At 40.6% G+C, this 26,821-nt stretch carries 33 protein-coding genes and 1 pseudogene; 11 read left to right on the top strand and 23 right to left on the bottom strand.

Annotation, left to right across the window (positions count from 1 at the left end):
- Nucleotides 1-14 precede the first annotated feature (14 nt).
- Entirely contained in the window at nt 15-1,262 is a 1,248-nt protein-coding gene (locus tag PWQ49_RS02340; protein ID WP_300607289.1) for an MBL fold metallo-hydrolase, read from the top strand.
- Here PWQ49_RS02340 and PWQ49_RS02335 read toward each other — a convergent pair.
- On the bottom strand, nt 1,259-1,873 hold the full coding sequence (locus PWQ49_RS02335; protein WP_300607286.1) for a molybdenum cofactor guanylyltransferase: 615 nt from the start codon (nt 1,871-1,873) through the stop codon (nt 1,259-1,261). The genes PWQ49_RS02340 and PWQ49_RS02335 overlap by 4 nt on opposite strands.
- Nucleotides 1,874-1,961: 88 nt before the next feature.
- Between PWQ49_RS02335 and PWQ49_RS02330 the strand changes: the two genes are divergently transcribed.
- Entirely contained in the window at nt 1,962-2,507 is a 546-nt protein-coding gene (locus tag PWQ49_RS02330; protein WP_300607283.1) for a DUF2148 domain-containing protein, read from the top strand.
- Nucleotides 2,508-2,521: 14 nt separating this feature from the next.
- Here the strand turns inward: PWQ49_RS02330 and PWQ49_RS02325 are convergent, their stop codons facing one another.
- Entirely contained in the window at nt 2,522-2,830 is a 309-nt protein-coding gene (locus PWQ49_RS02325; RefSeq protein ID WP_300607280.1) for a hypothetical protein, read from the bottom strand.
- Between the two features lie 101 nt (nt 2,831-2,931).
- The gene (locus PWQ49_RS02320) at nt 2,932-3,069 is read right to left on the bottom strand and encodes a hypothetical protein (RefSeq protein ID WP_300607277.1); all 138 of its coding nucleotides are present in this window, start codon (nt 3,067-3,069) and stop codon (nt 2,932-2,934) included.
- 318 nt (nt 3,070-3,387) lie between these two features.
- Here PWQ49_RS02320 and PWQ49_RS02315 point away from each other — a divergent pair, with 318 nt between their 5' ends.
- The 5 genes from PWQ49_RS02315 to ablB all read left to right on the top strand — a co-directional run bounded on the left by PWQ49_RS02315 (nt 3,388) and on the right by ablB (nt 7,330).
- The gene (locus PWQ49_RS02315; RefSeq protein WP_300607274.1) at nt 3,388-3,540 is read left to right on the top strand and encodes a hypothetical protein; all 153 of its coding nucleotides are present in this window, start codon (nt 3,388-3,390) and stop codon (nt 3,538-3,540) included.
- 266 nt (nt 3,541-3,806) lie between these two features.
- On the top strand, nt 3,807-4,298 hold the full coding sequence (locus tag PWQ49_RS02310) for a hypothetical protein (protein WP_300607271.1): 492 nt from the start codon (nt 3,807-3,809) through the stop codon (nt 4,296-4,298).
- Nucleotides 4,291-4,806, top strand: a complete 516-nt coding sequence (locus PWQ49_RS02305) for a hypothetical protein (RefSeq protein ID WP_300607268.1) — start codon at nt 4,291-4,293, stop codon at nt 4,804-4,806. Before PWQ49_RS02310 ends, PWQ49_RS02305 begins: the two co-directional genes overlap by 8 nt.
- A gap of 386 nt (nt 4,807-5,192) precedes the next feature.
- Nucleotides 5,193-6,503, top strand: a complete 1,311-nt coding sequence (gene ablA, locus PWQ49_RS02300; protein WP_300607265.1) for a lysine 2,3-aminomutase — start codon at nt 5,193-5,195, stop codon at nt 6,501-6,503.
- Nucleotides 6,503-7,330 (top strand): putative beta-lysine N-acetyltransferase, encoded by an 828-nt coding sequence (ablB, locus tag PWQ49_RS02295; RefSeq protein ID WP_300607263.1) that lies wholly within the window; start codon nt 6,503-6,505, stop codon nt 7,328-7,330. Before ablA ends, ablB begins: the two co-directional genes overlap by 1 nt.
- A gap of 20 nt (nt 7,331-7,350) precedes the next feature.
- On the opposite strand, the gene PWQ49_RS02290 is transcribed toward ablB, so the two are convergent.
- The 5 genes from PWQ49_RS02290 to PWQ49_RS02270 form a co-directional block, all read right to left on the bottom strand.
- Nucleotides 7,351-9,324: a DUF460 domain-containing protein gene (locus PWQ49_RS02290; protein WP_300607260.1), complete on the bottom strand. Its 1,974-nt coding sequence runs from the start codon at nt 9,322-9,324 to the stop codon at nt 7,351-7,353.
- 3 nt (nt 9,325-9,327) lie between these two features.
- The gene (locus PWQ49_RS02285; RefSeq protein WP_300607257.1) at nt 9,328-10,230 is read right to left on the bottom strand and encodes an RIO1 family regulatory kinase/ATPase; all 903 of its coding nucleotides are present in this window, start codon (nt 10,228-10,230) and stop codon (nt 9,328-9,330) included.
- 59 nt (nt 10,231-10,289) lie between these two features.
- Complete coding sequence (locus tag PWQ49_RS02280) at nt 10,290-10,682, bottom strand: DUF2111 domain-containing protein (protein WP_300607254.1); 393 nt, start codon at nt 10,680-10,682, stop codon at nt 10,290-10,292.
- A 62-nt stretch (nt 10,683-10,744) separates the two neighbouring features.
- Entirely contained in the window at nt 10,745-11,647 is a 903-nt protein-coding gene (gene trxB / locus PWQ49_RS02275; RefSeq protein WP_300607252.1) for a thioredoxin-disulfide reductase, read from the bottom strand.
- Nucleotides 11,640-11,792 (bottom strand): hypothetical protein, encoded by a 153-nt coding sequence (locus PWQ49_RS02270; RefSeq protein WP_300607249.1) that lies wholly within the window; start codon nt 11,790-11,792, stop codon nt 11,640-11,642. Before PWQ49_RS02270 ends, trxB begins: the two co-directional genes overlap by 8 nt.
- A gap of 543 nt (nt 11,793-12,335) precedes the next feature.
- Here PWQ49_RS02270 and PWQ49_RS02265 point away from each other — a divergent pair.
- From PWQ49_RS02265 to trpA, 3 genes are read left to right on the top strand one after another with little or no spacing between them, the layout of a single operon-like run.
- A complete protein-coding gene (locus PWQ49_RS02265; RefSeq protein WP_300607246.1) occupies nt 12,336-13,139 on the top strand; it encodes an indole-3-glycerol-phosphate synthase in 804 nt (267 codons plus the stop codon).
- Nucleotides 13,136-14,323, top strand: a complete 1,188-nt coding sequence (gene trpB, locus PWQ49_RS02260; RefSeq protein ID WP_300607243.1) for a tryptophan synthase subunit beta — start codon at nt 13,136-13,138, stop codon at nt 14,321-14,323. The genes PWQ49_RS02265 and trpB overlap by 4 nt, the downstream gene beginning before the upstream one ends.
- Complete coding sequence (trpA, locus tag PWQ49_RS02255; RefSeq protein ID WP_300607240.1) at nt 14,310-15,098, top strand: tryptophan synthase subunit alpha; 789 nt, start codon at nt 14,310-14,312, stop codon at nt 15,096-15,098. The genes trpB and trpA overlap by 14 nt, the downstream gene beginning before the upstream one ends.
- Here trpA and ftsY read toward each other — a convergent pair.
- The 12 genes from ftsY to PWQ49_RS02195 all read right to left on the bottom strand — a co-directional run bounded on the left by ftsY (nt 15,091) and on the right by PWQ49_RS02195 (nt 22,697).
- Entirely contained in the window at nt 15,091-16,128 is a 1,038-nt protein-coding gene (ftsY, locus tag PWQ49_RS02250) for a signal recognition particle-docking protein FtsY (RefSeq protein ID WP_300607238.1), read from the bottom strand. The genes trpA and ftsY overlap by 8 nt on opposite strands.
- Nucleotides 16,129-16,153: 25 nt before the next feature.
- Nucleotides 16,154-16,582 carry a prefoldin subunit alpha gene (pfdA, locus tag PWQ49_RS02245; protein ID WP_300607236.1) on the bottom strand — a complete coding sequence of 143 codons (429 nt, stop codon included), beginning with the start codon at nt 16,580-16,582 and terminating at the stop codon, nt 16,154-16,156.
- Nucleotides 16,583-16,586: 4 nt separating this feature from the next.
- Nucleotides 16,587-16,763, bottom strand: coding sequence for a 50S ribosomal protein L18Ae (gene rpl18a / locus PWQ49_RS02240; protein ID WP_300607233.1), 177 nt, complete (start codon nt 16,761-16,763; stop codon nt 16,587-16,589).
- 25 nt (nt 16,764-16,788) lie between these two features.
- Nucleotides 16,789-17,439, bottom strand: coding sequence for a translation initiation factor IF-6 (locus PWQ49_RS02235; RefSeq protein WP_300607230.1), 651 nt, complete (start codon nt 17,437-17,439; stop codon nt 16,789-16,791).
- 41 nt (nt 17,440-17,480) lie between these two features.
- Nucleotides 17,481-17,747 carry a 50S ribosomal protein L31e gene (locus tag PWQ49_RS02230; RefSeq protein WP_300607227.1) on the bottom strand — a complete coding sequence of 89 codons (267 nt, stop codon included), beginning with the start codon at nt 17,745-17,747 and terminating at the stop codon, nt 17,481-17,483.
- Nucleotides 17,748-17,759: 12 nt separating this feature from the next.
- The gene (locus tag PWQ49_RS02225) at nt 17,760-17,915 is read right to left on the bottom strand and encodes a 50S ribosomal protein L39e (RefSeq protein ID WP_300607224.1); all 156 of its coding nucleotides are present in this window, start codon (nt 17,913-17,915) and stop codon (nt 17,760-17,762) included.
- A gap of 95 nt (nt 17,916-18,010) precedes the next feature.
- The gene (locus PWQ49_RS02220; RefSeq protein ID WP_300607221.1) at nt 18,011-18,604 is read right to left on the bottom strand and encodes an alpha hydrolase; all 594 of its coding nucleotides are present in this window, start codon (nt 18,602-18,604) and stop codon (nt 18,011-18,013) included.
- Nucleotides 18,605-18,615: 11 nt separating this feature from the next.
- Complete coding sequence (locus tag PWQ49_RS02215; RefSeq protein ID WP_300607218.1) at nt 18,616-18,966, bottom strand: DNA-binding protein; 351 nt, start codon at nt 18,964-18,966, stop codon at nt 18,616-18,618.
- Between the two features lie 53 nt (nt 18,967-19,019).
- Nucleotides 19,020-19,469 carry a 30S ribosomal protein S19e gene (locus tag PWQ49_RS02210; protein ID WP_300607215.1) on the bottom strand — a complete coding sequence of 150 codons (450 nt, stop codon included), beginning with the start codon at nt 19,467-19,469 and terminating at the stop codon, nt 19,020-19,022.
- A gap of 127 nt (nt 19,470-19,596) precedes the next feature.
- Nucleotides 19,597-20,868: an adenylosuccinate synthase gene (locus tag PWQ49_RS02205; protein ID WP_300607213.1), complete on the bottom strand. Its 1,272-nt coding sequence runs from the start codon at nt 20,866-20,868 to the stop codon at nt 19,597-19,599.
- Nucleotides 20,869-21,042: 174 nt separating this feature from the next.
- Nucleotides 21,043-21,483, bottom strand: a complete 441-nt coding sequence (locus PWQ49_RS02200; RefSeq protein WP_300607210.1) for a pyridoxamine 5'-phosphate oxidase family protein — start codon at nt 21,481-21,483, stop codon at nt 21,043-21,045.
- A 74-nt stretch (nt 21,484-21,557) separates the two neighbouring features.
- The gene (locus PWQ49_RS02195; RefSeq protein ID WP_300607208.1) at nt 21,558-22,697 is read right to left on the bottom strand and encodes an aldo/keto reductase; all 1,140 of its coding nucleotides are present in this window, start codon (nt 22,695-22,697) and stop codon (nt 21,558-21,560) included.
- 389 nt (nt 22,698-23,086) lie between these two features.
- Here PWQ49_RS02195 and PWQ49_RS02190 point away from each other — a divergent pair, with 389 nt between their 5' ends.
- On the top strand, nt 23,087-25,330 hold the full coding sequence (locus PWQ49_RS02190) for an amino acid permease (protein WP_300607205.1): 2,244 nt from the start codon (nt 23,087-23,089) through the stop codon (nt 25,328-25,330).
- 455 nt (nt 25,331-25,785) lie between these two features.
- On the opposite strand, the gene PWQ49_RS02185 is transcribed toward PWQ49_RS02190, so the two are convergent.
- The 3 genes and pseudogenes from PWQ49_RS02185 to PWQ49_RS02175 form a co-directional block, all read right to left on the bottom strand.
- A complete protein-coding gene (locus PWQ49_RS02185; RefSeq protein WP_300607202.1) occupies nt 25,786-26,313 on the bottom strand; it encodes a DJ-1/PfpI family protein in 528 nt (175 codons plus the stop codon).
- Between the two features lie 190 nt (nt 26,314-26,503).
- The gene (locus PWQ49_RS02180) at nt 26,504-26,746 is read right to left on the bottom strand and encodes a hypothetical protein (protein ID WP_300607199.1); all 243 of its coding nucleotides are present in this window, start codon (nt 26,744-26,746) and stop codon (nt 26,504-26,506) included.
- Nucleotides 26,713-26,821, bottom strand: a pseudogene (locus tag PWQ49_RS02175) (IS5/IS1182 family transposase); the annotation flags it as partial. The gene PWQ49_RS02180 and the pseudogene PWQ49_RS02175, both read right to left, overlap by 34 nt.

The following is a 26,821-nucleotide window of genomic DNA, read 5'->3' as shown; positions in this document are numbered from 1 at the left end:
CGGGGAATTAACAAATGCAACTTGATTTTAAAGGAGGTAGTGGAGAAGTAGGGAGGTCCGCAGTTCTCGTAAATGAAGAAGTTTTGCTTGATTACGGGATCAAACCTGGAGACTACCCTGAATACCCGCTTGATGGGATCTTCCCGAAAACTGTACTGGTGTCTCATGGACACCTTGATCATTGCGGTGCGGTTGCAAATCTGATGGATCTTGCTCCAGAAGTGTATATGTCACCCATGACTTCAAGGTTTACGCAGATCCTAGGAAAGGATACTCTTAAGATTTCAGAAGACCGTGGTATCCCCACTCCTTATGATGAGAGAGATTTGCAGGTTCTTGCCCAGAGAACAAGACTAAAAGAGGTGGGAGAAAACTTCAAAAGCCAAGGGTACAGTGTACAGTTTTATGATGCAGGTCATATCCCGGGAGCATGTGGGATTTATCTCGAAGATCCAACCGGCAAGAGTCTCTTTTACACAGGTGATATTAGTACAACCGATACAAGGCTTGTGAGTGGTGCTAAAGAGTTTCCAGAAGCAGATGTCCTGATAATTGAAAGTACCTATTATTCGGTTGACCATCCTCCAAGAAAGGAAACTGAGAGGAAATTCATTGAATCCCTTTACGAGACCCTTGATATCGGCGGTACGGTCCTTATTCCTGCTTTTGCAATTGGCAGGACACAGGAGATAATGATGCTGCTCCAATCCGAAGGTATTCCCGCTTATGTTGACGGCATGGGCTTAAGGATGTTTAAGGAAATGCTGGAACATCCCGATTCGGTGCGCTCGCCTAAGGAACTGAGTCGTGCTTTTGAAGCAGCTACACTGGTCAGAGGAGCAAATAGAAAGCAAGTTGAGCTGGAGAGTTCTGTTATTGTTACTACCGCCGGAATGCTGAACGGCGGTCCAGTTTTGTACTATCTGGAGAAGCTCTACAATGATCCGAAAGCCAAGATCATACTTACAGGATATCAGGTTGAGGGTACAAACGGCAGGCTTGCTCTTGAAAGAGGCATGATTGAAAATAATGACCGGATTTTACACCTGAAACCGAAGATTGAGCAATATGACTTTTCAGCCCATTGCGGGGAGAAGGAATTGAAGGAAATTGTGAATCATTTCTGCCGCAATGGAACTGAAGTCGTATTTACCATGCATGGAGACGGTCACAATACAAAGGGTTTTGCCAAGTGGGTTTCAGAGACACATGATATTCCTGCCTATGCACCTGAAAACGGTGAAACTTACATTGTTGATTAATCAGCGATGCTTATTCCCGTTTTTTTAAGATCCTGAAGAGTATTGATGTTTACAAGACATTTGAGTTTCGGATCTATCTTCCTGATTTTAGATATGTCCACTGCGACTACATCATTAAGTTCAAAAACCGGTGCAAGAATGAAGTTTTTCCCTTCATCAAGGCATTTTTCGATCAGTGGAATCATGGCTTTTGCCCGATAAAATGCATAGATGGACTGGAAGCGTCCGTCGGAGTTGCGAATAAGGGCTGCATCATGACCCTGTGCAGCATTGAAAAGATAGTCAATGACCTTCACATTAACAAAGGGCATGTCGCAGGCTGTGACAAAAACATATTCATGACTGCTTGCCTTAAATCCCTCAATGATTCCTGCAAGTGGACCTTTGCCCTTGAAACTGTCAAATACCACCGTTGAATCCTGAAGCAGCGGAAAAAGCAAATCCCTTTGGCTCTCATCCCGCAGTGAGACTATGATCTCGGAGCTTACTGTTTTAAGGGAATCCATAATAACTTTCAATAAAGGAGTACTGTCCAGAAGTAGAAGAGCTTTTTCATGATTATCCAGCCTCTCCGCTTTCCCGCCTGCAAGGATGAGAGATGTGAAATACATATGATCCTTCATTAAAACTTCTGGCTTTAAATATTTCTGCCAGAGGAGAAAGAAAATATTAAACACAAGGAATCACCTATCTGAAAATATGTTATTTAATCATGAAAAGCACGATATCGAAACAATGGCAGCACTAATCCTGACTGCTGCTCGCACCGCACCGAAAACAAAAGGTATCGATGACATTGTCACGGCTTTCGCAGAAGCCGAAGACCGGGAGAAAATCGCAGCCAAAATGGAAGAACTCGCCGACCTGAAAGGTGAGAAGTTTGCTTTTCTCAAAAGGGACGCAGGCAATGTAAGGCAGGCAGATGCTCTGCTGCTAATCGGCGTCAAAAGCTCAGGGGTCGAAGGACTTAACTGTGGAGCCTGTGGACATGCAGAGTGTAACGAAATGCTCAAGCAGAATAAACTTTACCACGACTATGATGGACCCATCTGTGCATTCAAGCACATCGATCTCGGAATTGCACTCGGCGCCGCCGCAGCAAAAGCCAAGGATCTATGCATCGACAGCCGAATGATGTATTCAGCGGGAATGGCAACAAAGCAGGCAGGTTTGATTGATGCTGATGTTGCTATCGGGATGCCGCTTAGTATAAGTGGGAAGAATCCTTTCTTTGATCGGAAATAAGGGATTTCGTAATTTCAAAAATTTCCAGATACGTGGCCTATTTTATCTGGATATTCGACTACATACATTTCTACTGGAGTCATGCCAGTCATGTTGTTATTTGAAAACAGGACTTTGAAAGTCACAAAAGTAGCTTTTTCTGTCATGTTAGTATAGTCCAAGTATTTTATTTCAACAGTCAAATTAAATGCACCATCATTTGATTCATCAATGTAATCCTTAACCGGTATTTTTAGAGAAACTCTTTCACCTTGCCCGAGCAAAAGTGGGTCGCCACTTGTTGGTCCAAAGTTGCTTTCAATTGGATAATAGTCTACGTACAATTTTGCACCATAAACATATGCAGGATAGCGAACATAGTATCCATTTATTAAATCTGTTTTAATTGTTTTTTCTGTGTTGTTGTATCTAAAATTGCCAACTTTTAAAGTCGACTTTCGATTATTTCAATATGATCATTTGCTTTGGTGGCTTCATTTTTGGCATCTTCAGCAATACGATTAGCTTCATTTGCTGTATCTTGTGCACCTTCGGCTATGAAATATGATATAGATCCTGACAAAAAAAACAACCAAAATCGCCAGTAAAATTTCAAACTTGTAATTTTTATCCAAAATCCTGCTTCTCAATTTAAAAAGAATTTGACAAAATATAAGTTTGTCTAATGAAAGTTAATTTTCTGCTAGAAAAAACAGTATGAAAACAAACCATTACAAACTCATCTTCTTCACATGTTCCATGGACTCCTCCCCCACAGAGCAGGTTTCTAACCTGTCACCTTCTCAACAGATCAGAACAACACCAGCTTTTAATATTCATAAACTATTATTATATATTGTGCTTTATTAATTTTAAACGTGTACTGACAGGAAATGCTATCATGTCAAAAAATATGTGCGCATGGAAAAAAGAGGACATAAGGAACAACGAAGAAGAATTCAAAAAACGTATTGAAGGTGCAAAATTCTATTGCAAGAATTGTGGAAGGGCATCAAACGATTTGAAGTACCTTTGCAGACCCGGATACCTATAAAGCAATTTTTACACACTGTAATTTTAAGTTATACGATTCGTAGTGAGAGAGCGATCTCACAAACTCATCTTCCTGATACATGCAGAACTTGCCGATCGTATACTCAACGAGCTTCCCAAAAAGCTCATCATACTATCTAACCCGGGCATAATCTAAAAGCCAGTTTTTGCCGGAATATGCCGGAAAACGATTTACTATTTATTAATTTCTACCATAAATACTATAATTCATGACTTTTCTCTTTATGACAAGGAGCATTCAATATAATGAATGAGGAATGGAAAGAACAAATAAAAAATGAAATAAATTCTCTTGAAAAGCTCGAAGAAATAATCAACTTAACAGAATCCGAAAGGCAAGCTATAACAGAGCTTGATACACGCTGGGGTACTACACCTCATTTTGCTTCCCTTATGGACAAGGATGACCAGAATTGTCCAATCAGAAAACAGGTCGTTCCTTCTCTTAAAGAAAAAAAGAACACCTATGGAATGAAAGATTATCTTGTCTGGAAAGAAAACAGGGCCACCGATGAAGTGCGTCCCGACAGTATAGCCAGGCAATATAAAGATCGGGTGGCATTCACTGTTTTTAAAAAATGCGGAATCTATTGCCGCCACTGTTTCAGGAAAGAACTGGTTGTTGACAGGGATCTGGAACTGGATTTTGATCTTGACGAAGGCATCGAATGGATTCGCCAGCATCCGGAAGTCAGGGATGTACTTATTACAAGGCGGAGATCCTTTGCTCTTGCCTGATGAGAAGATCGAATATCTCATCGAAAGCCTCCGGGACATCCCCAGTGTAGAAATGATCCGCATAGGCTCACGCCTGCCAATTGTTTTACCTCACAGGATAACCGATAACCTGAAAAAGATACTCGGTGGTTACCACGATGTACCAATCTGGCTGAATACCCAGTGCAACCATCCCAAAGAAATCACTGAAAAAACAAAAAGGGCTGTTTATGATCTGGTTTCTGCGGGAGTCAATGTCGGAAATCAGGCAGTATTGCTGAAAGGAATCAATGATGATGTTGATACCATACGTGAACTGCACCAAAAATTGTTAACCGCAAGGATCAGGCCATACTATATCTTCTATTGTGAACCCGCACCGAGAATCGATCATTTCCGTACTCCTGTGGAAAAAGGAGCGGAATTGATACGTGACGGCCTGAGGGGGCACACTACAGGTCTTGCCCAGCCTATGTATGTAATAGCAACGAATGTTGGTAAAATCCCCTCATGCCGGACTATTACATAATGGATAAGAATGAGGAAAAATACGTGCTGAAAAATCATCGTGGTGAATTAACAAAATTGCCGAATATTCCCGAATGATTTTGAAGCAAGATGATGTCGAAAGATTTGGCAGCATACCATTTTATCACATAATTGACTATTATAATCACTTACAGATTAAATAATTTAAATTAAAATAATAAAGGGAAAACTATATAGGCATTCGGACAATTTTATAATAGCACTACAAGCTAATTAGGGGTATTTTATTTTATAGGCTACCGTCAACGAAATTTTTGACAAAAGAATATCTATCAAACTTAAGGTTCATTTCCCTTTTTTATTCCAGATTTGGAATTTGACTGGTAGGTATATTCTTCAAGCCGAAACTTTACCTGTGGTATTTTAATGGAAAAAAGCAGCAAAAAACAAAAAGAAATTGCATCGAAAATAGAACCGGAAGAAGTTTTGATTAAATGGAGAGACTGGAATTGGCAACTAAAACACTCAATCCAGGATATTGAAACGTTTGAGAAATTACTTGGAATAAAATTTGAACTCACCGAAAAAAAGAAGCTTGAAGAAACATTGGAATTATTCCCATTATCTATTACACCTTATTATCTCTCCCTGATAGATGCCGATGATTTCAGGAACGATCCGATATATCTCCAATCATTCCCTTCACCTGAAGAACTTATAATATCATCGGATGAATTTGAAGACCCCCTGTCCGAAGACAAGGACAGCCCTGTTGAAGGAATAACCCACAGGTATCCAGACAGAGTTCTTTTCCATATCAGCAACGTTTGCTCCATGTATTGTCGGCATTGCACCCGTAAACGAAAAGTCGGAGACATTGATTGCATACCGGGAAAAGAAAAAATACTTCAGGGTATTGAGTACATCAAAAATACTCCAGAAATAAGAGATGTTTTACTTTCTGGTGGCGACCCCTTAATGTTATCTGATGAATATCTGGATTGGATTCTTTCTGAAATAACCCAGATTCCTCATGTAGAAGTGATACGTATCGGAAGCCGGATGCCGGTTGTACTTCCATACAGGATTACCGATGAACTCGTGGATATTCTGAAGAAATACCATCCAATCTGGCTAAATACCCATTTCAACCATCCCCGGGAAGTTACCGCATCGTCAAAACAGGCTCTCAAAAAACTTGCAGATGCAGGAATACCTCTGGGAAATCAGAGTGTACTACTCGCAGGAGTAAACGATTGTCCCAGAATTATGAAAAAATTGGTTCACAAACTGGTTCAAAACCGTGTCCGTCCGTATTACTTATATCAATGTGATCTTTCAGAAGGTTTATCGCATTTCAGGACACCGGTCGGGAAAGGCATTGAAATAATGGAAAATCTAATTGGCCATACGAGTGGATTTGCAGTACCTACATACGTTATTGATGCTCCACACGGAGGAGGAAAAATACCGGTTATGCCCAATTATATTATTTCCTGGTCTACAAATCGTGTGGTTCTTCGTAATTACGAAGGGGTCATTACCACCTATAAAGAGCCGGACGCATACGTAAAGGCATATTGTGATCGCAAATGTGGAGATTGCCGCCTTCAGCTCAAACTTGACGATGATGCTACAGAGTATAAGGGAACCGGGATTGCCAAACTGCTTGCAGACTATGATGACGCCACAAGCCTTGTTCCTGAAAACAATGAGAGAATGGAGAGAAGGATTTAATGGATACTATTGAAAAAATAGGCAATTCCATTATCCAGCACGGCAGGCATAACGACCGGATCTATCTCATGAAACTGGATCCGACAGATATGCCCTTACTTATGGACAAACTGGAATCTCTTGCAGAACAGGAACATTACTCGAAGATATTCACAAAGGTTCCGGAGTCATTCAAAAAAGTGCTTTCTGATCGAAACTATCTTTGCGAAGCATTAATTCCGCGATATTATGATGGTAAAGAAGATGCTGTAGTCATGAGCAAATTCCTTGATGCTAAGAGGAGTATTAATCGTCTCAATGAACTGCATGATAATGTAATAAAAAAAGCCCTGTCAAAAGAAAAGAATCCACATTCTATTCTTCCATCTGGATATTCCATAAGGAAATGTGTGAGGCATGATATTAAACAAATGGCTGGAATATACCAGAAAACGTTTGAAACTTATCCATTCCCCATACATGATCCGGATTACCTGTTAAAAACAATGGAAGAAAATGTGGTATATTTTGGTGTCTTTAAAAAAGACAAAATTGTTGCACTTTCGTCTGCTGAAATAGACTATGAAAGCTCAAATGTGGAAATGACAGATTTTGCAACATTGCCCGAATTCCGCGGAAAGGGGCTCTCGTCACATTTGCTTATGAATATGGACAAGGAAATGAAAGCAACTTGTATCAGGACCGCATATACCATTGCAAGAGCAAACTCCTATGGAATGAATATTGTATTTGCAAAATGTGGCTATGAATATTGTGGCAGGCTTGTCAATAATACCAATATATCCGGCAATATTGAGAGTATGAATATCTGGTATCGTTGCCTTTAACCTTTTTGACGAAAAAAGTTTCAAACAATTCTGCGGCGCCTCTCGCTACGGTACTCATCGACAAGGCGATGCAGTTCTTTCTCTTCCTTCTCGTGGCGTCGTTTAGCTGCATATTCCTCCCACTCCTTAAGGGCTTCTTCCAATGTATCAGGAGCCACAACCCCAAAGTCATCAGCAACTTCAATATCTAGATTATGTAATAAAGGCACATTTTTCTCAAAGAATAACTCTTCTGCAGCATGTGACATTCCATCCGGAACAATAACCGCACGAAGCCCAACATCCGCAAGTATTGCAGCAGTAGTGGCACTTCCCCCACTTGGATCTTTCAGGAAAACCACATCCCCTGTTTTAAGCCCGTACAGGTCCGAAATATGTTTTATGGACTCTGCGGTAAAAGAGGAAATAACCTTAACAGGAATACCTTCCCCGGTACTTTCCATTTTCTTAATTTGCCTGAGTCTCTTGACATGCTGGCGGCATTTCGACAGGTTCTTTTTTAGATTTCTGACTTCTTTCTTCAGCCGGGAAATATGCTCATTCCTTATGCGTATTTCCTTCTCTTTTCGAAGTTGTGCATAGTTTGTTTCCCGCATCTTCTTGATTTTGTTCTCAAGATAACGGATTTTGGATTCCTTTGATTCATTTTCAGCTTTCAGCTCACGGATGTACTCCTGTAGTTCTTCCACTTCCGCAATTTTTCTCTTCAACTTTTCAACAAGATTCCGGATTTCTGCTTCATCCTTACGCACTTCACCTGATTCCGAAACGTGTGCGGGAAGCACACCGTTCTCCGCCCTGATCTGCTCGATGGCATTACCTATTGAAAGGCCCTGAATGACTTTCAGCTTGACTTTCGTTCTGTCAACATCAAGAGGAGTTTTCCGGTCAACCCTCTGAAGTAGGGACTTGTACTTCTTGTACGCAAAAAGTGCAGCTGTCAGGGAATCCCTTTCGTGATCATTGGAGTAATTATACGGGCGTGCCATCGCAATTTTTTCATCTGCCGGGATTTCAGTTCCCGGAGAATAAGCAACCGCACTGAAACTCCTTCTGACACGCTCAACAGCATCCGGCATTGGGAAAACATCACTCGCCACAACTGCCGGATTACCGTATTCAGCAATAAGTTTCACTATTTCATCAAAGGAGATTCCTCGATAACTTCCCGAATGCAGGAGATCCCCATCAAGAGAAAGGATTGCAATCCCAACCGTGGTCCCAGGATCAATACCAACGATTGTAGGCACCCTTTTAGAACCCTGAAGTTCCTTGTAACGAATCTTATCCCCAACAACGCTGGTTATCTTAACCTGCACATCAGAACCCGAATACGGTGTCACCGGTACGGCAGATCTTTTGGCATGAACAATAAATTCGCAGCTGACATAGCCTCCAAATCCTTCAATTGCCCTTGTGGTAAATGTAAATTTTCGCTCCTTAGAAGCTTTTTTCAGGATCGCCTCTATTTCCCGACTCTTTACTTTCACAGCTCCATGGACTTTTCGCCTGTATCGGTTCTGACTCCACCCCCCTCTACCAAGAGAACGGGAGCGACTCACTTTTATCCTGGTTATGTCCTCGAAAAGTAAAACCTCACAACCCACACCCATATCAGCAAGCCGGGCACAGATTTCAGCCTCTTCAACCGGATCTTTGGGATCAAAAGTAAATCCATGTTTTTTGGCAAGATGTAAAAGTCCCTCCTGCTTCATCCCACCTGTTACCTGTACAAGCTTTACTTCAGAAGGGAGCCTGTCAAGGATGCGGACAAGACCCTTCTTATCAGGTGCCAGCTCAAATATATTATCTACAGCTATAATGGAAGGAATATCGCGTCTTACCATCCGCAATATCCTGTGCAGGCTGATCATTGTGTAATATGATACGGAATTATTGTCCAGTATCACTAAAGCATAACGCGCAGCCTGCTTGGAACGTGATGAGCCCCGTGCAATATCAATTCCATAAATGATACGACTTTTAATGTTCATCGATTATACCCGGATTTTCTTGCCGGAAGTAATATCATTGTATACTGCAGCAGCATCCATATGAATATCGTATTTCTTTTCAAAATGATTCAGTATATTGGAAATGTCCCTAAGAAGAAGATCCTTTGCGTGAGGATGAACAAGTGTTACATATTGTGGCCAGTCAATAAGCTGAACGCCTTCTGTACTCACAAATATATTATATTCACTCAAATCCGAATGAATGACGTCTTCTTCATAAGCATTGGATATCTGTAAAAGAATTTCATTTAAAAAATGTGCAGGGTCCCCCAGCTTGGTTTTTGCGAGAATTGATCCCTTTGCAACTTCCATTACGATAGCATGGCGATTGCAGTCAATGGGAGTCGGAATGGAAACCTTTGGATACAGTTTTTTCATAATCTCGTATTCCCTCTGGGCTGCCAGCCTTGCAGCATATATCCAAGAAAAATGCTCCTTTCCTTCCAGATGACCACGAGCTCTTTTTACAGATTTAAAGCTAGTTTGCCCTTCCCTGTGAAACTTAACAATAACAGGCTCATAATCCCCAATAGCAAGTTCTGGTTCACGAATAGCTTCATGTACAACTGATTCCTTGCCCACGCCGATTTCATCACCAATGGCACATATAACATTGCGTTTTACAAATGCATTAAGCGCTAGTGCATCATACCCTTCAAAGTATATCCGGTATCCATCATATGGCATATGAGTAGAAATTACAAGCTTGTAGTAAAGCAGTTTCCTGAGTTTATATTCAAGATCCCCGTAACTAAAACCTGTAAAGGAAAGAAGATATTCTACAGGTACCCATTCGTGGGTTCGCATCCCTAATTCGATCCCATTAAGTATCCGAAAATCTTTTTTGTCAAGTTCCTTGAATATCCTGGCAACATCACTAATCATAATAACCTGCAATTAACGCTTGCTTAAAAATCTTTTTTGGAAAGGTTAAGGATAATAAATCAATATTTCCGTTTTCTGGCTGCTTCAACTTCATCTATTATATCAGGATATTCACGGAACACCGAAAGAATATCAAGAGCTGCAACCAGATCCACAACCCCAATTGCACCAATTACATTTCCATCCAATGTCTTTATAGGTGAAACAACAACTGCCTTACCTTTATATGTTCCCTCTGTCGGGACCTTACGAATGGTAGTGTGTGTTTTCAGGACTTCTTCCAATACGGGTCCTGTATATTCCCAATCCAGAACCTCGCCACGTTCCATTCGTATTCCGGGATTGTTAAGACTACGAATCGTAATCGGTAAACCCAATAAAGAATGGACTGCGGATGCTATCGGCTCCAGTTCCTTTGCAGTTGAATCTTCACATATATTCAAGCATATCATAAAATCCACCTCGTGTTTATTATTTTATTCTGTATAATATATTCATTATTCATACAATAAATTCACTTGCCTCTTACAAATTTTTGTGCGGAATATGCAGCCACTGCGCCATCAGCGGCAGCGGTAATCACCTGATGTAGGAGAGATTCCCGGCAATCTCCGGCAGCAAAAATACCTGGCACAGAAGTTTCCATTGCCTCATTTGACACAATAAAACCCTGTTCGTTTTTCTTCACGTCTACAAGATCAGTGTTTGGCAGTACACCCACATAAATAAAAACACCTTCCACAGAAATTGTGGATTTTTTCCCGCTTATAACGTTTCGGACATGTATTCTATCAACAAGTTCATTCCCTGCGATTTCTTCAACAACGGTATTCCAGACAAAATCGATGTTGTCTCTTGCAAATGCACGTTCCTGAAGGATTTGTGATGCACGAAGAGAATTCCTACGATGAATTACAGTAACCTGTTTTGCGATGTCAGACAATACAAGTGCTTCTGTAATTGCAGTTTCACCCCCACCAATTACAGCAACTTTTTTTCCTGAAAAGAATGGAGCATCACATGTTGCACAATAAGAGACCCCTCTCCCCGTGAATTCAATCTCTCCGTGAATTCCCAGTAATTTAGGTTTAGCGCCAGTTGCAATAATAACAGCTTTTGAAGGTATACGCTCTGAACCTGTAACTATTTCAAAACCGTTGGATATACTCACAACTTCAGAGACAGATGCCTCTTTCATCTGTACTCCCACATCACTAGCATGTTCAACAAATTTCTCCATTAATTCAATCCCTGAAATTCTCGAAAATCCGGGATAGTTCTCTACAAGTCTTGCAGAGGATATCTGCCCGCCTATAGGGAGTATATCGATAAGCAGAACATCGAGACCATAACGAACAGCATAAATAGATGCAGTAAGTCCTGCTGGACCAGCACCAACAATAATAAGATCATGCAATTTTAGTTCCCCCAATTACATAAATTTTGAATTGCATTTTTATCAGAAATGCTAACAAAACCCACATCTCAATCATTGTAGTCGGAACTCCCACAACACCAAGATCCTTAACATATTTTTGTCCATCATCTGATTCATCGTCCACCTCAATGTATCCAAAACATTTTTCTTTTAATTTCTGCCAGATTTTCTTGGCTTTTGGAAAATTGTGAAACCAATCAGTACATAAAAGAACAACAGATGTTATAGCATTCCTCCAAAATAAGAATACAGCACAAGACTATTTCAAATTAATGATAAACCCAAAAACAAAATACAAAAAAAGGATGGGTAAACATCCTAATTCAAAGGTAGTTATCATTTGAGTAAGATTCTCTTGTCAACACTATGTAGTGCTGGAGTGGTGAATTTAAGGTCTACTGAACTACTCACTCAGGGTTTAACTGCCATCTGAATAGTTGTCATTGGACTTAGTGCCAGACCAGAAGCGGGTTGCATTATTAGGAATAGTTGTATCATCAATGTCTGTCATACTATTGGCATCACTAAGAGTGGAAATTTTGACAAGAATCAAGTCGCTCTTGTTCATGACTGAATTGGATGCTATGAAAGAGTACCTTGACGCAATCTATAAATAGGTGTATTATGTACGTACATAGTAATACATTAATGTACATAGGTGTTCTATTTGCATCAGCTAATCAATGACATACTCGAAAAAACAAGCAATAGAATTTCTGAAGCCAAAATATATGAAAACAGGAGCTCAGAGTCTGTATCAAAGAAAAGATCAATACTTGATGCAATCAATGCAGCCAAGCAAAGAAATCATGTTGCAGTTATTTCTGAAGTTAAGCCTTCATCACCAAGAGAAAAAATAAAAGATATAACTCCCTCGGATGCCGCATTCATCGGAAAAATAATGGAAGATGCAGGAGCATCTGCTATATCAGTTCTGACTGAACCCTACTATTTCAATGGATCACAGGAGAATCTGGAATCTGTCAGGAAGAATGTCACCATTCCTGTATTAAGGAAAGATTTTGTCATTGACGAAAAACAAATTGACGAATGTGAAAACGATATAATCCTTCTGATAGCTGCCATCCTGAGGGAAAAATTACCTGTCTTTGTAGAAACTGCTCTCTCTAAAGGTATTGAGCCTCTTGTTGAAGTCCATAATCTTGAAGATCTACAATTCGCATTTCAATCAGGTGCAAGACTGCTGGGAATAAACAATCGCGATCTGAATACACTTGAAGTTGATATTGGAACCACGGAAAAACTACTTCCTTACATAAGGACTGATGAAAAGAAAAATAATCGCAAGTACCTTGTGGTCAGTGAAAGTGGAATTCGAAATTCTGATGACGCAAGAAGGATGATCAAAGCAGGGGCTGATGCACTTCTTGTAGGCACCTCAATTATGAAAGGAGACATATACGATAATACAAAAGCAATTGTAACAAGTATTGAAGGTGTAACAAAATGAAGGGATATTATGGAAAATACGGGGGTCAATTTGTCCCTGAACTCCTGATGCCAGCTCTTGAAGAGCTGGATCGGGAATATGAAAAAATGCGCTCTGATAAAAAATTCATTGATGAACTTGATTACCTGCTCAGGGACTTTGGAGGCAGACCGACGCCCCTCTATCATGCACCAAATCTCAGCCAAAAATATGGTATTAAGATCTACCTGAAGAGAGAAGATCTTGTGCATGGCGGTGCTCACAAACTGAACAATGCTCTTGGACAGGCTTTGCTGGCAAAACATATGGGCAAAAAACGCATTGTCGCTGAGACTGGTGCAGGGCAGCATGGCACTGCCACTGCAATGGCAGCAGCGAGACTGGGAATGGAAGCTACTGTTTATATGGGTGCAAAAGACGTCGAAAGGCAGAAAATGAATGTTTATCGGATGGAACTGATGGGTACCGAAGTTATCCCTGTGGAAAGTGGGTCCAAAACCCTCAAGGATGCCATAAATGAAGCAATGAGAGATTGGGTAACCAATGTAAAAGATACCCACTATCTCATAGGTTCGGTTGTAGGTCCGCATCCGTATCCCATGATAGTGAGGGATTTCCAGAGTGTTATCGGGAAAGAAACCAGGCAACAGATTCTTGAAAAAGAAGGAGATCTTCCAGACTCAATCGTTGCATGTGCCGGAGGCGGAAGCAATGCCATGGGAATATTCTATCCTTTTTTAGAGGATGATGTAGACCTGTTTGCCGTTGAAGCCGGAGGCAAGGAACTAAAAGAAGGACCTACAGTGGCATATCACTCGGCATCACTTTGTGAAGGCAAGGAAGGAGTCCTGCATGGAGCACACACAAAAGTCTTGCAAAACAAGGACGGACAAATCCTTGAATCAACTTCCATTTCAGCCGGTCTAGACTATGCCGGGGTCGGCCCTGAACTTGCATATTTGGTAAACATCGGCCGCCTCAAACCAAGATATATTACAGACGAACTTGCTGTTAATGCCTTTAATGAATTGAGCCGGAAAGAAGGCATTATTCCAGCGCTTGAATCATCACATGCTGTTGGATATGTTATCGAGAATGCAAAGAGCGGAGAACTTGGTGACACAGTAATTATTAATCTTTCAGGTAGGGGAGATAAGGATCTTGAGAGCCTTATCAAAAGGAGAGATGAAAATGAAAATTGCTGATAAATTTGAAGAGCTTGATAATAAAAATGAAGCTGCTCTCATAACATATATCTGTGCAGGCGATCCTGATATCGAGTCTACAAAAGACATTGTCTATGCACTGGAAAAAGGCGGTGCAGATATTATCGAACTGGGACTTCCGTTTTCAGATCCGGTTGCCGATGGGCCAATCATACAGGCGGCTTCGGTACGTGCAATACAAAATGGCATGAATACGGATAGTTACTTCAGACTTCTCGAGGACATTGAAACCGACATTCCGCTTGTTTGTATGACATATTATAATCTGGTTTATGCACGCGGAATTAAGGATTTTGTCTCAGATTGTGCTAAAAGCGGAGTCAGTGGGATAATTATCCCAGATTTACCGGTAGATGAAGCAGGAGATCTCATTAGGGAATCCCAGAAAAAAGGAATTGCAAATATTTTCATGGTAACTCCGAATACACCGGCATATAGAATTGAAAAGGTTTCACAGAATACTACCGGTTTTATTTATGTAGTTCCCAGAATGGGAGTCACAGGTAATAAAAGCGAATTGGGCAATTCCCTGAAAAAACAGCTTGACGGGATCAAAAGCGATAAGCCAAAAGCAGTAGGATTTGGGATTTCAACAAAAGAGCAGGTTGAAGAAGCAGTTAATGACGGTGCCGACGGAGTTATTGTGGGTTCGGCATTGGTTAACATAATTGCTTCTGGCGACAATGTGCTGGAAAAGATAGAATCCCTGACAAGGGATCTCAAGAGGGGATGTTTAAAGAAAGGGATCAATTGAATAATTGATCCACAAACCATTTTGGATCGAATTTTTGCAAGTCATCATAACCCTGACCGATACCAAGGAAAAGAATGGGCTTTCCCGTAATGTAGGCGATTGAAATCGCAGCTCCTCCCTTTGAATCTGCATCTGTCTTGGTGAGAATTGATCCGTCAATGGGCACAGTTTCATTGAACTGTTTTGCCCTCTCAACTGCGTCGTTACCTGCAACTGCCTCATCCACAAACACAATGAGATCAGGTGAACTTACACGACAGATCTTTTCCAGTTGGGACATGAGATTTACATTCGTGTGCATCCGTCCCGCAGTATCTGAAAGGACAACATCAGTGTTATGAGCCTTAGCATACTGTATGGCATCATAAACAACAGCTGCAGGATCTCCACCGGGCTGGTGTTTGATAAGCTTCACACCAAGGTTCTCCGCATGGATGGCAATCTGATCAATTGCACCGGCTCTGAAAGTATCTCCAGCAGCAATTACCACTGATTTGCCTTTGTCTTTCAGGCGTTTTGCAAGTTTAGAAATTGTCGTGGTTTTCCCTGTGCCGTTAATTCCTATGAAAACAATATGAACCGGCTTGTCGTGAGCATCAATAAATTCATCAAAGTCAAAAACGTTAGCAGACATGACCTCGTAAATGGATTTTTTCAAAGCATCCTCAACAATGCTTGTTATATTGGAGCCAATCTTCCGCCGACTTGCCACTAGTTCATTTTTGACATCGGATACAATTTTTTCAGAAACTGATAGGGCAATGTCACTTTCAATTAACGCCATCTCCAGTTCCCACAGGGAATCTTCAATGTCACTTTCAGTAATAATAAATTCTCTTTCAAATACAAGCGCTTTTGCTTTCTGAGCAAAACCTAAACTCTTCTTGTTTTCTTGGGCAGGTGACTCCTGAGGACTAATCTCTTCAGTTATTTCATCTTCAGATTTATCTAAAGGAGTTGTTTTTTCCTCAATCTGATCGCCCACGGATTTTGTGAATCCACGGAGCTTTTCTTTGAGTTTACCGAACAAAATCGGAACCTCCACAGCAATTTGTTCATTGTGGAGGCTGTCCACTCTGCTGCTGTGCTATTAAAGACTCTATGGACTGCAGTTTTTCAGCAATTTTTGAAAGGGATTGAGTCATATTCTCCATAATCTTTTGTAAATTATCACAGCGCTTATTGAGAATTTCTTTTGCTCCGTTCACAGATTTCTCAACACGGAATCCTGCACCAATATCCACAACGACTTTATCATTATTCATAACACGCGCATTCAAAAAAGATCCTGATCCTATAGGAATCAAAGACTCTAATTCAGATTCTCCGGGCAACTCATCAAGAGTATTAATAGCTTTTTTGCATTCGTCAATAGAAACTCTAACCACATTTAGCTGTTGCTGGATAGACTGTGCCTGCTGCTGATAACTCCTGTGCTGCATCGCAAGATACTGTATATCCTGTTGCTGCCCGATTTCTGCCATAGGATCATGCCTCTTCAACTGTATCAATGTTTATCAGATAGCGCTTGATTCCATGTTTACTCCCAAAAATAGAGTAAACTTTTTCACGTGCATTCTCTTCATTCTGGCTTTCTACATTCTTAGTAAATTTTTCCCAATTATGACCAGCCTTGAATGTACCTTTTACCACGAAATTTTTCATATTAAATCACCAGTATCCTTGACAATTAATACATAAGGGCATCTTCAATTCGCCCCAATTCATGACCTGTTGTTTCAGAACCTGCTACATATCCCTTAGAATTAGCGAGAATACCTGAGCCTACTAACTTTGAGCCATAGTTTACTGTACCCACTTCAATTGGAAGATCAAAAATATCTTCCAATTGTGCCAATTCATGTTGGTTTATGCGAGGATGTGCTAACAGACCTTTGTTGGTGACCACTGCAGCCATTCCCACAGTTTTAATTCCTGCAATTGTTCCCCTGTGTACATCGACATTGAGAGCTTTTGAAATTACGTTAATTGCCTCATCAGTCATTTCGGGATTTACCAATGCTGCGGAATCATTTACCAGAACATTATTCCCCATGGCAGTAAGGTTACCCGGCACTTCTATAATGGGGACATCACTATCAATTAAACCTGGTAAAGAGCTGTGTTGGGGCACAAGCAATCCAGAGGAATTACCGCATGACAAAGAACCAATAACTACACTTCCATTTATAAGTGTGGAAAAAACATCCACTTTAAGGTACTCCTTTATTGATTGGATAATATCTCCAGTAGTACCTGAAGGTACGATTGCAACATTTTCAGTACACGTGGAAAAAACCCCAATCACAGGATTGTTATAGATGTTCAAAGTTCTTGTCATGATATACCCGGTTGAAATATCAGCGTTGTCACCAAAGGTTATCAGGCAAGTTCTGCCTGTACTTCCCCATCATCAAATTTTGCTGCTCTTACACGTATAGAGGAAGGTGGCTTTTCTGAACCCCTATTCCATATTAGTTCATTGATTGTGCTATCAATTTTGATCTGTTTAGGATCAGCTTTCATGTGACGTATCAAATACTTTCTTATGAGTGTAATTGCACGGTTTGCACGCCTCCATCTTGGAGCCATCTTGGCTGCGCGAAGAGGAATGGTATAAACCTGCTCTTTTATTATATCGCCTTCCATGATCTTCACCTCTCACTTTACCTTAAGGCTGCTTCTTCTCCAGTGCCTTCTCTTGGGATGAGTAACAACCTTTCTGTTAGTCTTTATAATTGCCCAGGCAGGAACCCTTTGGTTCTGAACATGGGCTTTTGCCAACCTTTTCTTCTGTCCTTTTGTATTATGGCTCATGTATCTCACCTGAATCAATATTGCTCTATATATTTAAGTGCATAAACCAGCTAATCATATAAATCTTTAATCGGCTCTGATAAACCAATGCTCTATTACTTGCGAGAAATTACTCTTGATTGTATATGCTCTGGGAAAATTTCCTTGACTTTTTCATCACCGCATCGATCTCTGATTAGCTGCCTGAGTTCAGTTTCATAATCTGCCTTGTCAAGCCTGTCGCTCAAATCTTCTTCAATAACCAGATACCTGTTCACAAGATCATTAACTGCAGCCCTCCCGTATCCAAGCAGAGGTGATACACAAAAAACCCCAAAACGATCTTCTATACTTCGGAGACTTGATTGATCAGGCCGTGGTGCTATATCATCTCTCCTTATGCCATCTGCAATAACGCATCCAGGAGACAGAGATGCAACTTTTTCAAGAGCTTCCAAATGAATATGATTAATGGCATGTCTGGGATATCCATCATCCAGAATCAACTGGAAAGCTTCATCCAACACACTCATATCCATTTCAATAGCACTATGTTTAAATCCCAGCTTAGCAGCAACTTCTGCAGCAATTTCTACAACTGGTGCCAACGAAAACGTGCAGGTTACCAATTCCACATCAAAGAACGACTCCAATAAGAGCGCGGAAAGGGAACTATCCTTCCCTCCACTAAACAGTATTCGCGCCTTCATGGAATACCTTCTCACATCCTTGTGATCTTGGTTTCGCGCTTTTTTGGTTGCATCTGCATAAGCAGGGCTTTCAATCTATCATCATCAATTTTGCTCTGTAAACGACCACTTTGAGCAAGTGAAACAAGCTGTGCTTCTATCTGTTCAGCCATTTCTTTGCGAGACATTTTTAAGCGAGTCAGCCTTTCCCTGGCTTCTGGAGTCATGATCTGTCTCAGAATAGATTGGATCATAGCTTCCCTTTCAGCCATTTCTTGTTCTTTTTGGTATGCAGCCCGAACGTCATTCTCACTCATTGCCGCCTGTTGGCGCTGGAGATCTGCCATCCGTTTCCTGCGTATTGCTTCGAGATCGTCTTCCATAGCATATCACATCCATCTGGATACTGCTCATATGAGCAGAATACAGAGCTGTATCAGTATTTTTCAAGACCTGGAACAGTAGAAAGCAAATCTGTCTTGACTTCATTAGCTGTGTTGTCAAGCAAAGACTGACCTGCCGGCGTTACAATCCTTCCGCCTTTAAGCTGGGTAACAAAACCTGCTGCTTCCAGTTGTTGGGAAATCACACGTGCAATGGAACCGCTGCCCTTTTCTTTCTTGTATGGGTTTGAACCCCTGTCCTTCTTACCACCGTAAACTGATCTAAGTCTCTGGACACCGATTGGTCCATTCATGTAGATTTTCCTGAGAACTGCAGCACATCTGGTATACCACCAGTCACTATCCACAGGGGGTAATTCCTTGTGTACTCCGGTCTTTGCAAATGCAGCCCATTCGGGGGGCTGGATGTTATCATTTTCTTTTAGCTTCTCTGCCAGCCTGGTAATAATCTCAGTAGCAGGCACATCATACGCTGTAGTCATTATATCCTCCTTAATGAAATAGAATCTTCTCAGATTATCATGATTTTTTGCTATACGCAGTGAGATAAGGTTCTTAAAGCGAACGTTTCATATATATGGTTTTTGCCTGATTAATGGAATCAGGCACTCACTTCTCAAATGTCTGTTCTCTTGCCGGTCCCACCGAAACATATTTGATAGGCACACCGATTTTATCCTCAAGTTTTTCAACATACAAACGGGCATTTTTTGGAAGATTCTCATAAGAATCCACAACCGTAAGATCAGTATTCCATCCGGGTAATTCTTCATATACAGGAATGCATTTCGAAAGAGCGGAAGTACTTTCCGGTGGGTAGTCAAGTTGTTTTCCTTCAAACATGTAACCCACACAAATCTTGATTGGATCCAATCCTGTCAAGACATCCAGTTTTGTCAGGGCAAGTGAAGTATACCCGTTAAGGTAAACGGCTTTTTTAACAAGAGGAAGATCAAACCATCCGCAACGTCTGGATCTACCGGTGGTGGTCCCAAATTCATGACCAACATCATGTAAATGTTTTCCTGCTTCATCTTCAAGTTCTGTTGGTAGCGGACCGGCACCCACACGAGTTATATATGCCTTGACGATCCCGAGTACTTCGTCCACCCTTGTGGGACCTACCCCCAGACCTGCACATGCAGAACCGGCAATGGTGGAGGAAGACGTTACATACTTTTGAGTGCCGTGGATAACATCAAGATGGCTTCCCTGAGCACCTTCCGCTAGAACATTGAGCCCTTCATCAAGACCACGATTAATTTCAAGTGACACATCAGTCACATAAGGAGCAAGCATTTTTCCGAGTGAAACATAATGGGAGATGTTCTTGTCGTCAAGCACAATAGAGGGGTCTCCACCCATTTGGGATATTGCTGCTTCTTTTTGTGCAGAAATCTCAGCAAGGCGAGCACGAAAAAGATTTTCATCCACAAGATCTGCCATACAGATTTCATCACGTGCAACTTTGTCGATGTATGCATACCCAATACCCCTTCTGGTAGTTCCTATTTTCTCAGAGCGAGCAGCTTCCCTTAATTGATCCATTTCAATGTGATAGGGCATAATTACACTGGTTTTTGCATCAATTCCCAGCTTTTCTGGGGTTACAGGGATACCGGCATCTTCAAGCATTTCCATTTCTTCGACCAGGACTTCTGGGTTTAGAACCGTGCCGGGACCAATAAGAACGCGAGAATCTAAAAGAAAACCGGAAGGAATCAAATGAAGCTTGTATACTTTTCCACCCGCTTTCACAGTATGTCCCGCATTGTCACCTCCCTGGAAACGGGCGACAATATCATAGTCTTTTGCCAGCAGGTCAACAATCTTGCCTTTACCCTCATCTCCAAACTGAGACCCAGTGATTATAGTGAACATATGATGCAACATGGGAATGGAAGCATAATAATGTTTTGATTACGTATTTACAGAAAAATATCAGTTAGTTAATAGTAGTTTGCTAATTAACCTCCACATTATATTCCTTTTGTTGTGGAGTGATAATTCAAATAAAATTAGTTGAAAAAAGAAAGCTGCCTCTAAGCAGCAGCTTCAATATGTCACTTTGTCACGGTGAGTAAAACCCTTAGAGTAATCAAGATAATAGCCCTCAACAGGGTCAACTCTGAAAACAACAGAATCCGGTGTTTTTGGTAGATCTCTCATGAATGGGTATTTTTCGCTCATTAATGTACTGAATTTTTCAAGCTCGGATGGTTCAGTTACCTGAGTGGCAATTCCTTGCATCTGAATTCCTGTTATTGTCATAACATCCACGTTGTCTTCATCCACAGTATATGCCACGTTAGAATTATTCATAATGTCATCGACTTTATGTGTCTGTTTCGAAGTTCCAAAATAGACAGTTGCTCCATCTGACACATATGCCATGGTGTGAACCATAGGTTTACATTCAGAGTCCACTGTTGCAAGGTTTAACCATTTGTGGTTTTTAAGGTATTCCTCTATTTTCTGCTTGATATCATCAGTCATTTTAAAGTCCCCTGTTTGCTAAAAATTGGTTTCTCATGGTATAAATAGTTTTCATTTTTCCATAAGTACAGTCTTCATTCACTTTCCAGCAACTTCACGATTTCTTCCAGCATTTCGGGGATTGGTATGTCCTGGGGACAGCGTTCGGAGCATCTTCCGCATTTAATGCAATTTGAGGCTTTTCGGTCATCTCCAACATGGTTCATGTAGTCCAGTCGTGCCTTCTCAATGTCTCCAAAAAGCATTGCATTGTTTAGGTATTTGAAATTCAGGGAGATATTCACACCTGCAGGGCAGGGGAGGCAGTACCTACATCCGGTACAGTTGACTTTTAATTTTTCACGATAAATGTTTCTGACCTTTGAAATTAGTTCATGTTCAAAGTCTGTCAGTGATTTTGCGTGCCCATTTTCAGCTGTTTGAATATTTTCCTTCAATTGGTCAAGCGTTGTCATTCCGCTGAGTACGATATTGATTTCAGGGTAGTCCCATAAGAATCTCAAGCCCCATTCCGCAGGAGTTCGTCTGACAGGATTTTTATTCCAGATATCCATGATTTCTGGGGGGACGTTTTCAGCAAGACAGCCTCCACGAAGGGGTTCCATTATGACGATTCCAAGCCCTTTTTCTGCTGCATACAACAGTCCTTCTTTTCCTGCCTGGTAATCAACATCAAGATAATTATACTGGATCTGGCAGATATCCCATGGGTAAGCATCTACGATTTCCTTAAACAGTTCGACATTATCATGGAAAGAAAAGCCCACATATCGCGCTTTTCCCTTTTCCTTGATGGTATCTAAAAACTCAAATAATCCCAATTCTGTTAGTGATTTCCAGAAATCACTGTTGAGGGTATGTACAAGATACGCATCTACGAAATTAGTATGAAGCTTTTCAAGTTGTTCTTCAAAATAGGTGTCCATTTCTTTCCGGCTTTCAATGAGCCAAGATGGCATTTTGGTAACCAGAAATACTTTTTTCCGGTCAATATCGTTCAGAACTTTTCCTAAAAAAGATTCACTCTTGCCTTCATGGTAGGGATAAGCTGTGTCGAAGTAGTTAATTCCACTATCAATTGCGTAGCGGACAATTTCTTCGGCTGCAATCTCATCAATTCTTGAAGGGTCATCACCAATGACCGGAAGCCTCATACAACCGAGTCCGAGAATTGAGACTTTCTCTCCTGTCTTTCCAAGAGTACGATAAAGCATGGTAAATTGTGTATCTATTAGTTTGAGTTATTTAATCAGGTTGATTTTTTCTTTTCCTTTTTCTCTTTTATAGGCAGGGAGCCAACATAGGAATATGAAATGTCTCCATTCCATTTGTTTAATTAGTTTGTAGATTAGTGAATAAATAATTGTCTGTGTTAAATAGATCCTAATTTTGTTTCTACGCCTGCAAGATCAGTGGAACATACACTGTCCCTATGCTGGTCATGATGAATGATTCATGGTTCTTGAACTAATTGAAAACGCACTTTATATCGGCGAAGAAATAGTGGATTTTCCATCAGAATATGATGATGCAGTTTGAATTGTTTTCTTTTCCCATAATTAAAAGAAAAATTATTTAACAAAGCATCGGCTTCTTTGTTATCGTGCCAGATGATAATATTAGGGTAAGCCTGAGTCGTGACCTGACACTTTTTGATATTACAATGATTGGTATTGCCGGCATGATTGGTGCTGGTATTTTTGCCTTAACGGGTATAGCTACAGGTATTGCCGGACCTGCTGTTCTTCTAGCTTTTCTGCTAAACGGTATTGTTGCCACATTTACCGGGCTTGCCTATGCGGAACTTGGTTCTGCAATACCTGAGGCAGGGGGAAGTTTTCTCTGGGTGAAAGAAGGATTGGGAAATCATCTTGGTTTTCTTGCAGGTTGGGTAGACTGGGCAGCCCACACTATTGCTTGTGCCCTCTATGCAGTAACTTTCGGAGCATTTTTTTCAGAAATGATTGTTCATTTCCTCGGCTACGATGTTGTCCCTCAGAGTTTTTTGTTGAAGGTTTCTGCACTTCTTATCGTGACTCTAATGGCGTTTATAAATTATCTCGGTGCCAAGGAAAGTGGAAGGTTAGGTGGTTTTATTACTCTCCTGAAGGTTACTATCCTTGTTATCTTTGCAGGATTTGGAATATACAAGACAATTACAACCCCGGGATGGTCAATAGCGTTTCTTTCGAATCCTTCATTTCTCCCAAATGGGTTTACGGGTCTTCTTGTTGCAATGGGATTGACATTCATCGCTTTTGAAGGCTATGAAATAATTGTGCAAAGCGGTGAGGAAGTCAAAAACCCGGAAAAAAACATTCCAAAAGCGGTTATGATTTCTCTATGGACAGCAGTTGTAATCTACATCCTTGTGGCTTTTGCATTGATAGGAGCTATTGATTCGGATGTCCCAAGCTGGGTTTTCCTGGGAGAACTCGGGGAATTCAGCATGATAAGGGTGGCGGATACAATTATGGTATTTGGTTCTGTGTTGATCCTTGCAGGTGGTTTTGTTTCTACCATAAGTGCAATGAATGCCACAGTCTATTCATCATCAAGAGTGGTATTTGCTCTTGGAAGAATGGGGTTTTTGCCTGCTGCCCTTTCAAAGATAAATGAAAAACATTGCACTCCGCACTATGCCATTCTTTTCAGTTATTTTATAATTGCTTCAATGACAGTTTTTCCCATTGAAACAGTTGCTTCTGTAGCCAATGTGATGTTCCTCATTCTGTTCATAATGGTAAATGCAGTTCTTGTGGTCCTTAGACTTAGAAGACCGGATCTCAAACGTGCTTTTAAAATGCCTCTGGCTCCTTACTTGCCTGTTTTTGCAATTATTACACAGGCTTCAATTGGCTATTTCCTTATAAGACAACTTGAGCAAACCGGATTTATTCTGGGAATCACTATTCTATGGATGTTGCTGGGATCCTTTATCTTTTTGATCTATTCTGAAAAATCTCTGAAGAAAGTCACAAAAGAACTTCGGAGAAAAGTCTACGAATACAAACCCGTGGAACATGAAGGCTACAATATCCTTGTACCTGTGAAAAACATAACATTGGCTTCCAAACTCACAAAATTTGCCAACTCAATTGCTGAAAATCGTGGTGGCAGCATAACTTTCCTTAATATTATCACTTTACCTGAACAGACCCCTCTTTCAGCAGCTGACAAGTATGTTGAACAGCAAAAAGCAATAATACACAAATTAATGGACGAAACGACTGTGCCTTCCGGAGGTATTATCAAGGTAGGTAGAAAAGCCTCAGAAACAATCCTCGAGACAATAGAAGAGGAGAAACCGGATATGCTTGTAATGGGCTGGCGCGGAAGAACTTACAGAAAGGATTTTGTTCTTGGAAGTACCCTTGATCCGATATTACTGAAGGCCAGATGTGATGTGGTTGTGGTTCGCTTTGAGGAAGGAAGAGATTTGGAAAACATGCAAAGCATCCTGCTTCCAACTGCCGGAGGACCACACTCAGTTTTGGCTTCAGAACTGGCTCGTGAACTCGCCCAGAAAGAAAAAGGCAAAATAACACTTTTAAACGTGGGGCACTCCGCTGCTGAAGAGAAAAATGCAAAGAATGCATTTAAGGAAATATCTGACAAGTTTATTGGTATAAATACTGAAGAAAAATTTGTCAAAGCAAACGATGCTCCAAAAGCAATTGCTTCTGAAGCTTCAAATCATGATGTTGTGTTCATTGGTGCTACAAGTCGCCCATTCCTTACAAACTTCCTTTTAGGAGTTTTCCCGGAAAAAGTCATTAAGAATACCAACCGGACTGTTGTAATGACTCGCAAATGGGTTAAATTCAGGGATGTTTTAAAAGGATAATCTTAGTTGTTGAAAAAATTATATTCCTGAACATGCTTGCCATGTGCAGAATGCAGAAATAGCAAATCTCTTAGATCCTAAAGTGCTGCCCGGGTTAAGACAATCAGTCCAAAGAGCAGGTTCGGTACAAGAAGTCCTTCTATTGGCATAGCACCGTATATTACTTTTTGTTATTTGCTTTCTTTTGTAGGTCCTATACAAATTCAAAAGAATTTGTATAAAAAAGCAAGAGAATGTGCAAATATTTTATAGCTACATCAGATTATCATAATATGTAAAGGTATTAAAAATTTAGTTTAAAGTACTGCGGGAGTTCCAATGAAAGCCTTTGCCTATGCATGGAATACGGATTAGTCGATGTTCTTCAGCTTACAAAATATTATGGGGCAGATGTTAATCTGCTAAATGGATGCTCTGGCGGATAATTCAGTCTGCTTATACAAAAATATGGAAGCTCATTCCTTTAAAGCTTCCACAACTGTCTCGCCGAACTTCTTTGCGGCCTTTGGATCACGACCTGTCACGATTCTTCCGTCTCGTATTACATCCTTGTCTTCATACATGGCACCGTTTTTCTTAAGGGCTTTGATGCAGGTATCATCTTTGAAAACAGTGCAGTTCTTACCCTTTAGCAATCCGGCTTTAGCAAGCACCACTGGGGATATGCAAATAGCTGCCACTACTTTACCGCTTTTATTTGCTTCTTTTAGGAGACTCCGGAGTTTCACGTTTTCCCACAGGTACTTGTGGGACCCTCCGCCTCCGACAACCACAATTGATTCATAATCATTTGCATTTGCGTCATCAATGGTAATATCGGGTTTTACTTTCTCTCCTTTCATTCCTATAGCAGTGGCAGTTGAATTGCTGGCAACTGTTACCTCGTAACCGTTTTTCTCAAAGATTTTCCGTGGTTCTAAATACTCTTCATCCCTGAAATTCTCCTGAGCAATTACCATCAGAATTTTCTTGCTATCAGCCATATAAAATCAACTCCTGTACACTCTTCATATTTATTGGTATATAGCAATGACGAAAATCCATTTTTAAAAGATTATATTTTGTAGATTCTCAAGAATAATTGCCAAATATATGATGTCTTGAAGTATATAAAGCTCTCATCAATATATTCTCTAATAAGTTATATTTCTTTGTGATTGAATTTGTATTTGTTCATGACAACGGTATATTTTTAAGCATCTTGCTATTTTCTGACGTAAGCTCTTTTGTAGCTCTTTTGTAGTACATAATAAATGGGGATATTTGCTGCTTTTTTAGTGAACGTAATGCGATCGTGAGCAATTTCTTTGCATCAGCTTTGTCTTCAGCAACGAGTATTGTTGAATTGTTTGTAGTTTCTTTTTTGAAAGAATATGAACTCTCTATTTTTTGGGCTCTGTAGAAATCCTCAACCAAGCTAAGCATACAATCTTGACATACCTGTCAAGATTGTGTATTAATACCTTGAATTTCACTTCCTTCACTTGATTT

It is taken from the genome of Methanohalophilus sp., assembly GCF_030156785.1.
Taxonomy (GTDB): domain Archaea; phylum Halobacteriota; class Methanosarcinia; order Methanosarcinales; family Methanosarcinaceae; genus Methanohalophilus.
This window is presented reverse-complemented; position numbering and strand designations above follow the sequence as displayed.

Excerpts from the sequence above, each read along its gene's own strand:
- PWQ49_RS02340 (WP_300607289.1), top strand. The coding sequence starts at position 15 with ATGCAACTTGATTTTAAAGGAGGTAGTGGAGAAGTAGGGAGGTCCGCA.
- PWQ49_RS02335 (WP_300607286.1), bottom strand. The coding sequence starts at position 1,873 with ATGTATTTCACATCTCTCATCCTTGCAGGCGGGAAAGCGGAGAGGCTG.
- PWQ49_RS02330 (WP_300607283.1), top strand. The coding sequence starts at position 1,962 with ATGTTATTTAATCATGAAAAGCACGATATCGAAACAATGGCAGCACTA.
- PWQ49_RS02315 (WP_300607274.1), top strand. The coding sequence starts at position 3,388 with ATGTCAAAAAATATGTGCGCATGGAAAAAAGAGGACATAAGGAACAAC.
- PWQ49_RS02310 (WP_300607271.1), top strand. The coding sequence starts at position 3,807 with ATGAATGAGGAATGGAAAGAACAAATAAAAAATGAAATAAATTCTCTT.
- ablA (WP_300607265.1), top strand. The coding sequence starts at position 5,193 with ATGGAAAAAAGCAGCAAAAAACAAAAAGAAATTGCATCGAAAATAGAA.
- ablB (WP_300607263.1), top strand. The coding sequence starts at position 6,503 with ATGGATACTATTGAAAAAATAGGCAATTCCATTATCCAGCACGGCAGG.
- PWQ49_RS02290 (WP_300607260.1), bottom strand. The coding sequence starts at position 9,324 with ATGAACATTAAAAGTCGTATCATTTATGGAATTGATATTGCACGGGGC.
- PWQ49_RS02285 (WP_300607257.1), bottom strand. The coding sequence starts at position 10,230 with ATGATTAGTGATGTTGCCAGGATATTCAAGGAACTTGACAAAAAAGAT.
- PWQ49_RS02280 (WP_300607254.1), bottom strand. The coding sequence starts at position 10,682 with ATGATATGCTTGAATATATGTGAAGATTCAACTGCAAAGGAACTGGAG.
- trpB (WP_300607243.1), top strand. The coding sequence starts at position 13,136 with ATGAAGGGATATTATGGAAAATACGGGGGTCAATTTGTCCCTGAACTC.
- trpA (WP_300607240.1), top strand. The coding sequence starts at position 14,310 with ATGAAAATTGCTGATAAATTTGAAGAGCTTGATAATAAAAATGAAGCT.
- pfdA (WP_300607236.1), bottom strand. The coding sequence starts at position 16,582 with ATGGCAGAAATCGGGCAGCAACAGGATATACAGTATCTTGCGATGCAG.
- rpl18a (WP_300607233.1), bottom strand. The coding sequence starts at position 16,763 with ATGAAAAATTTCGTGGTAAAAGGTACATTCAAGGCTGGTCATAATTGG.
- PWQ49_RS02235 (WP_300607230.1), bottom strand. The coding sequence starts at position 17,439 with ATGACAAGAACTTTGAACATCTATAACAATCCTGTGATTGGGGTTTTT.
- PWQ49_RS02230 (WP_300607227.1), bottom strand. The coding sequence starts at position 17,747 with ATGGAAGGCGATATAATAAAAGAGCAGGTTTATACCATTCCTCTTCGC.
- PWQ49_RS02225 (WP_300607224.1), bottom strand. The coding sequence starts at position 17,915 with ATGAGCCATAATACAAAAGGACAGAAGAAAAGGTTGGCAAAAGCCCAT.
- PWQ49_RS02220 (WP_300607221.1), bottom strand. The coding sequence starts at position 18,604 with ATGAAGGCGCGAATACTGTTTAGTGGAGGGAAGGATAGTTCCCTTTCC.
- PWQ49_RS02215 (WP_300607218.1), bottom strand. The coding sequence starts at position 18,966 with ATGGAAGACGATCTCGAAGCAATACGCAGGAAACGGATGGCAGATCTC.
- PWQ49_RS02210 (WP_300607215.1), bottom strand. The coding sequence starts at position 19,469 with ATGACTACAGCGTATGATGTGCCTGCTACTGAGATTATTACCAGGCTG.
- PWQ49_RS02205 (WP_300607213.1), bottom strand. The coding sequence starts at position 20,868 with ATGTTCACTATAATCACTGGGTCTCAGTTTGGAGATGAGGGTAAAGGC.
- PWQ49_RS02200 (WP_300607210.1), bottom strand. The coding sequence starts at position 21,483 with ATGACTGATGATATCAAGCAGAAAATAGAGGAATACCTTAAAAACCAC.
- PWQ49_RS02195 (WP_300607208.1), bottom strand. The coding sequence starts at position 22,697 with ATGCTTTATCGTACTCTTGGAAAGACAGGAGAGAAAGTCTCAATTCTC.
- PWQ49_RS02185 (WP_300607202.1), bottom strand. The coding sequence starts at position 26,313 with ATGGCTGATAGCAAGAAAATTCTGATGGTAATTGCTCAGGAGAATTTC.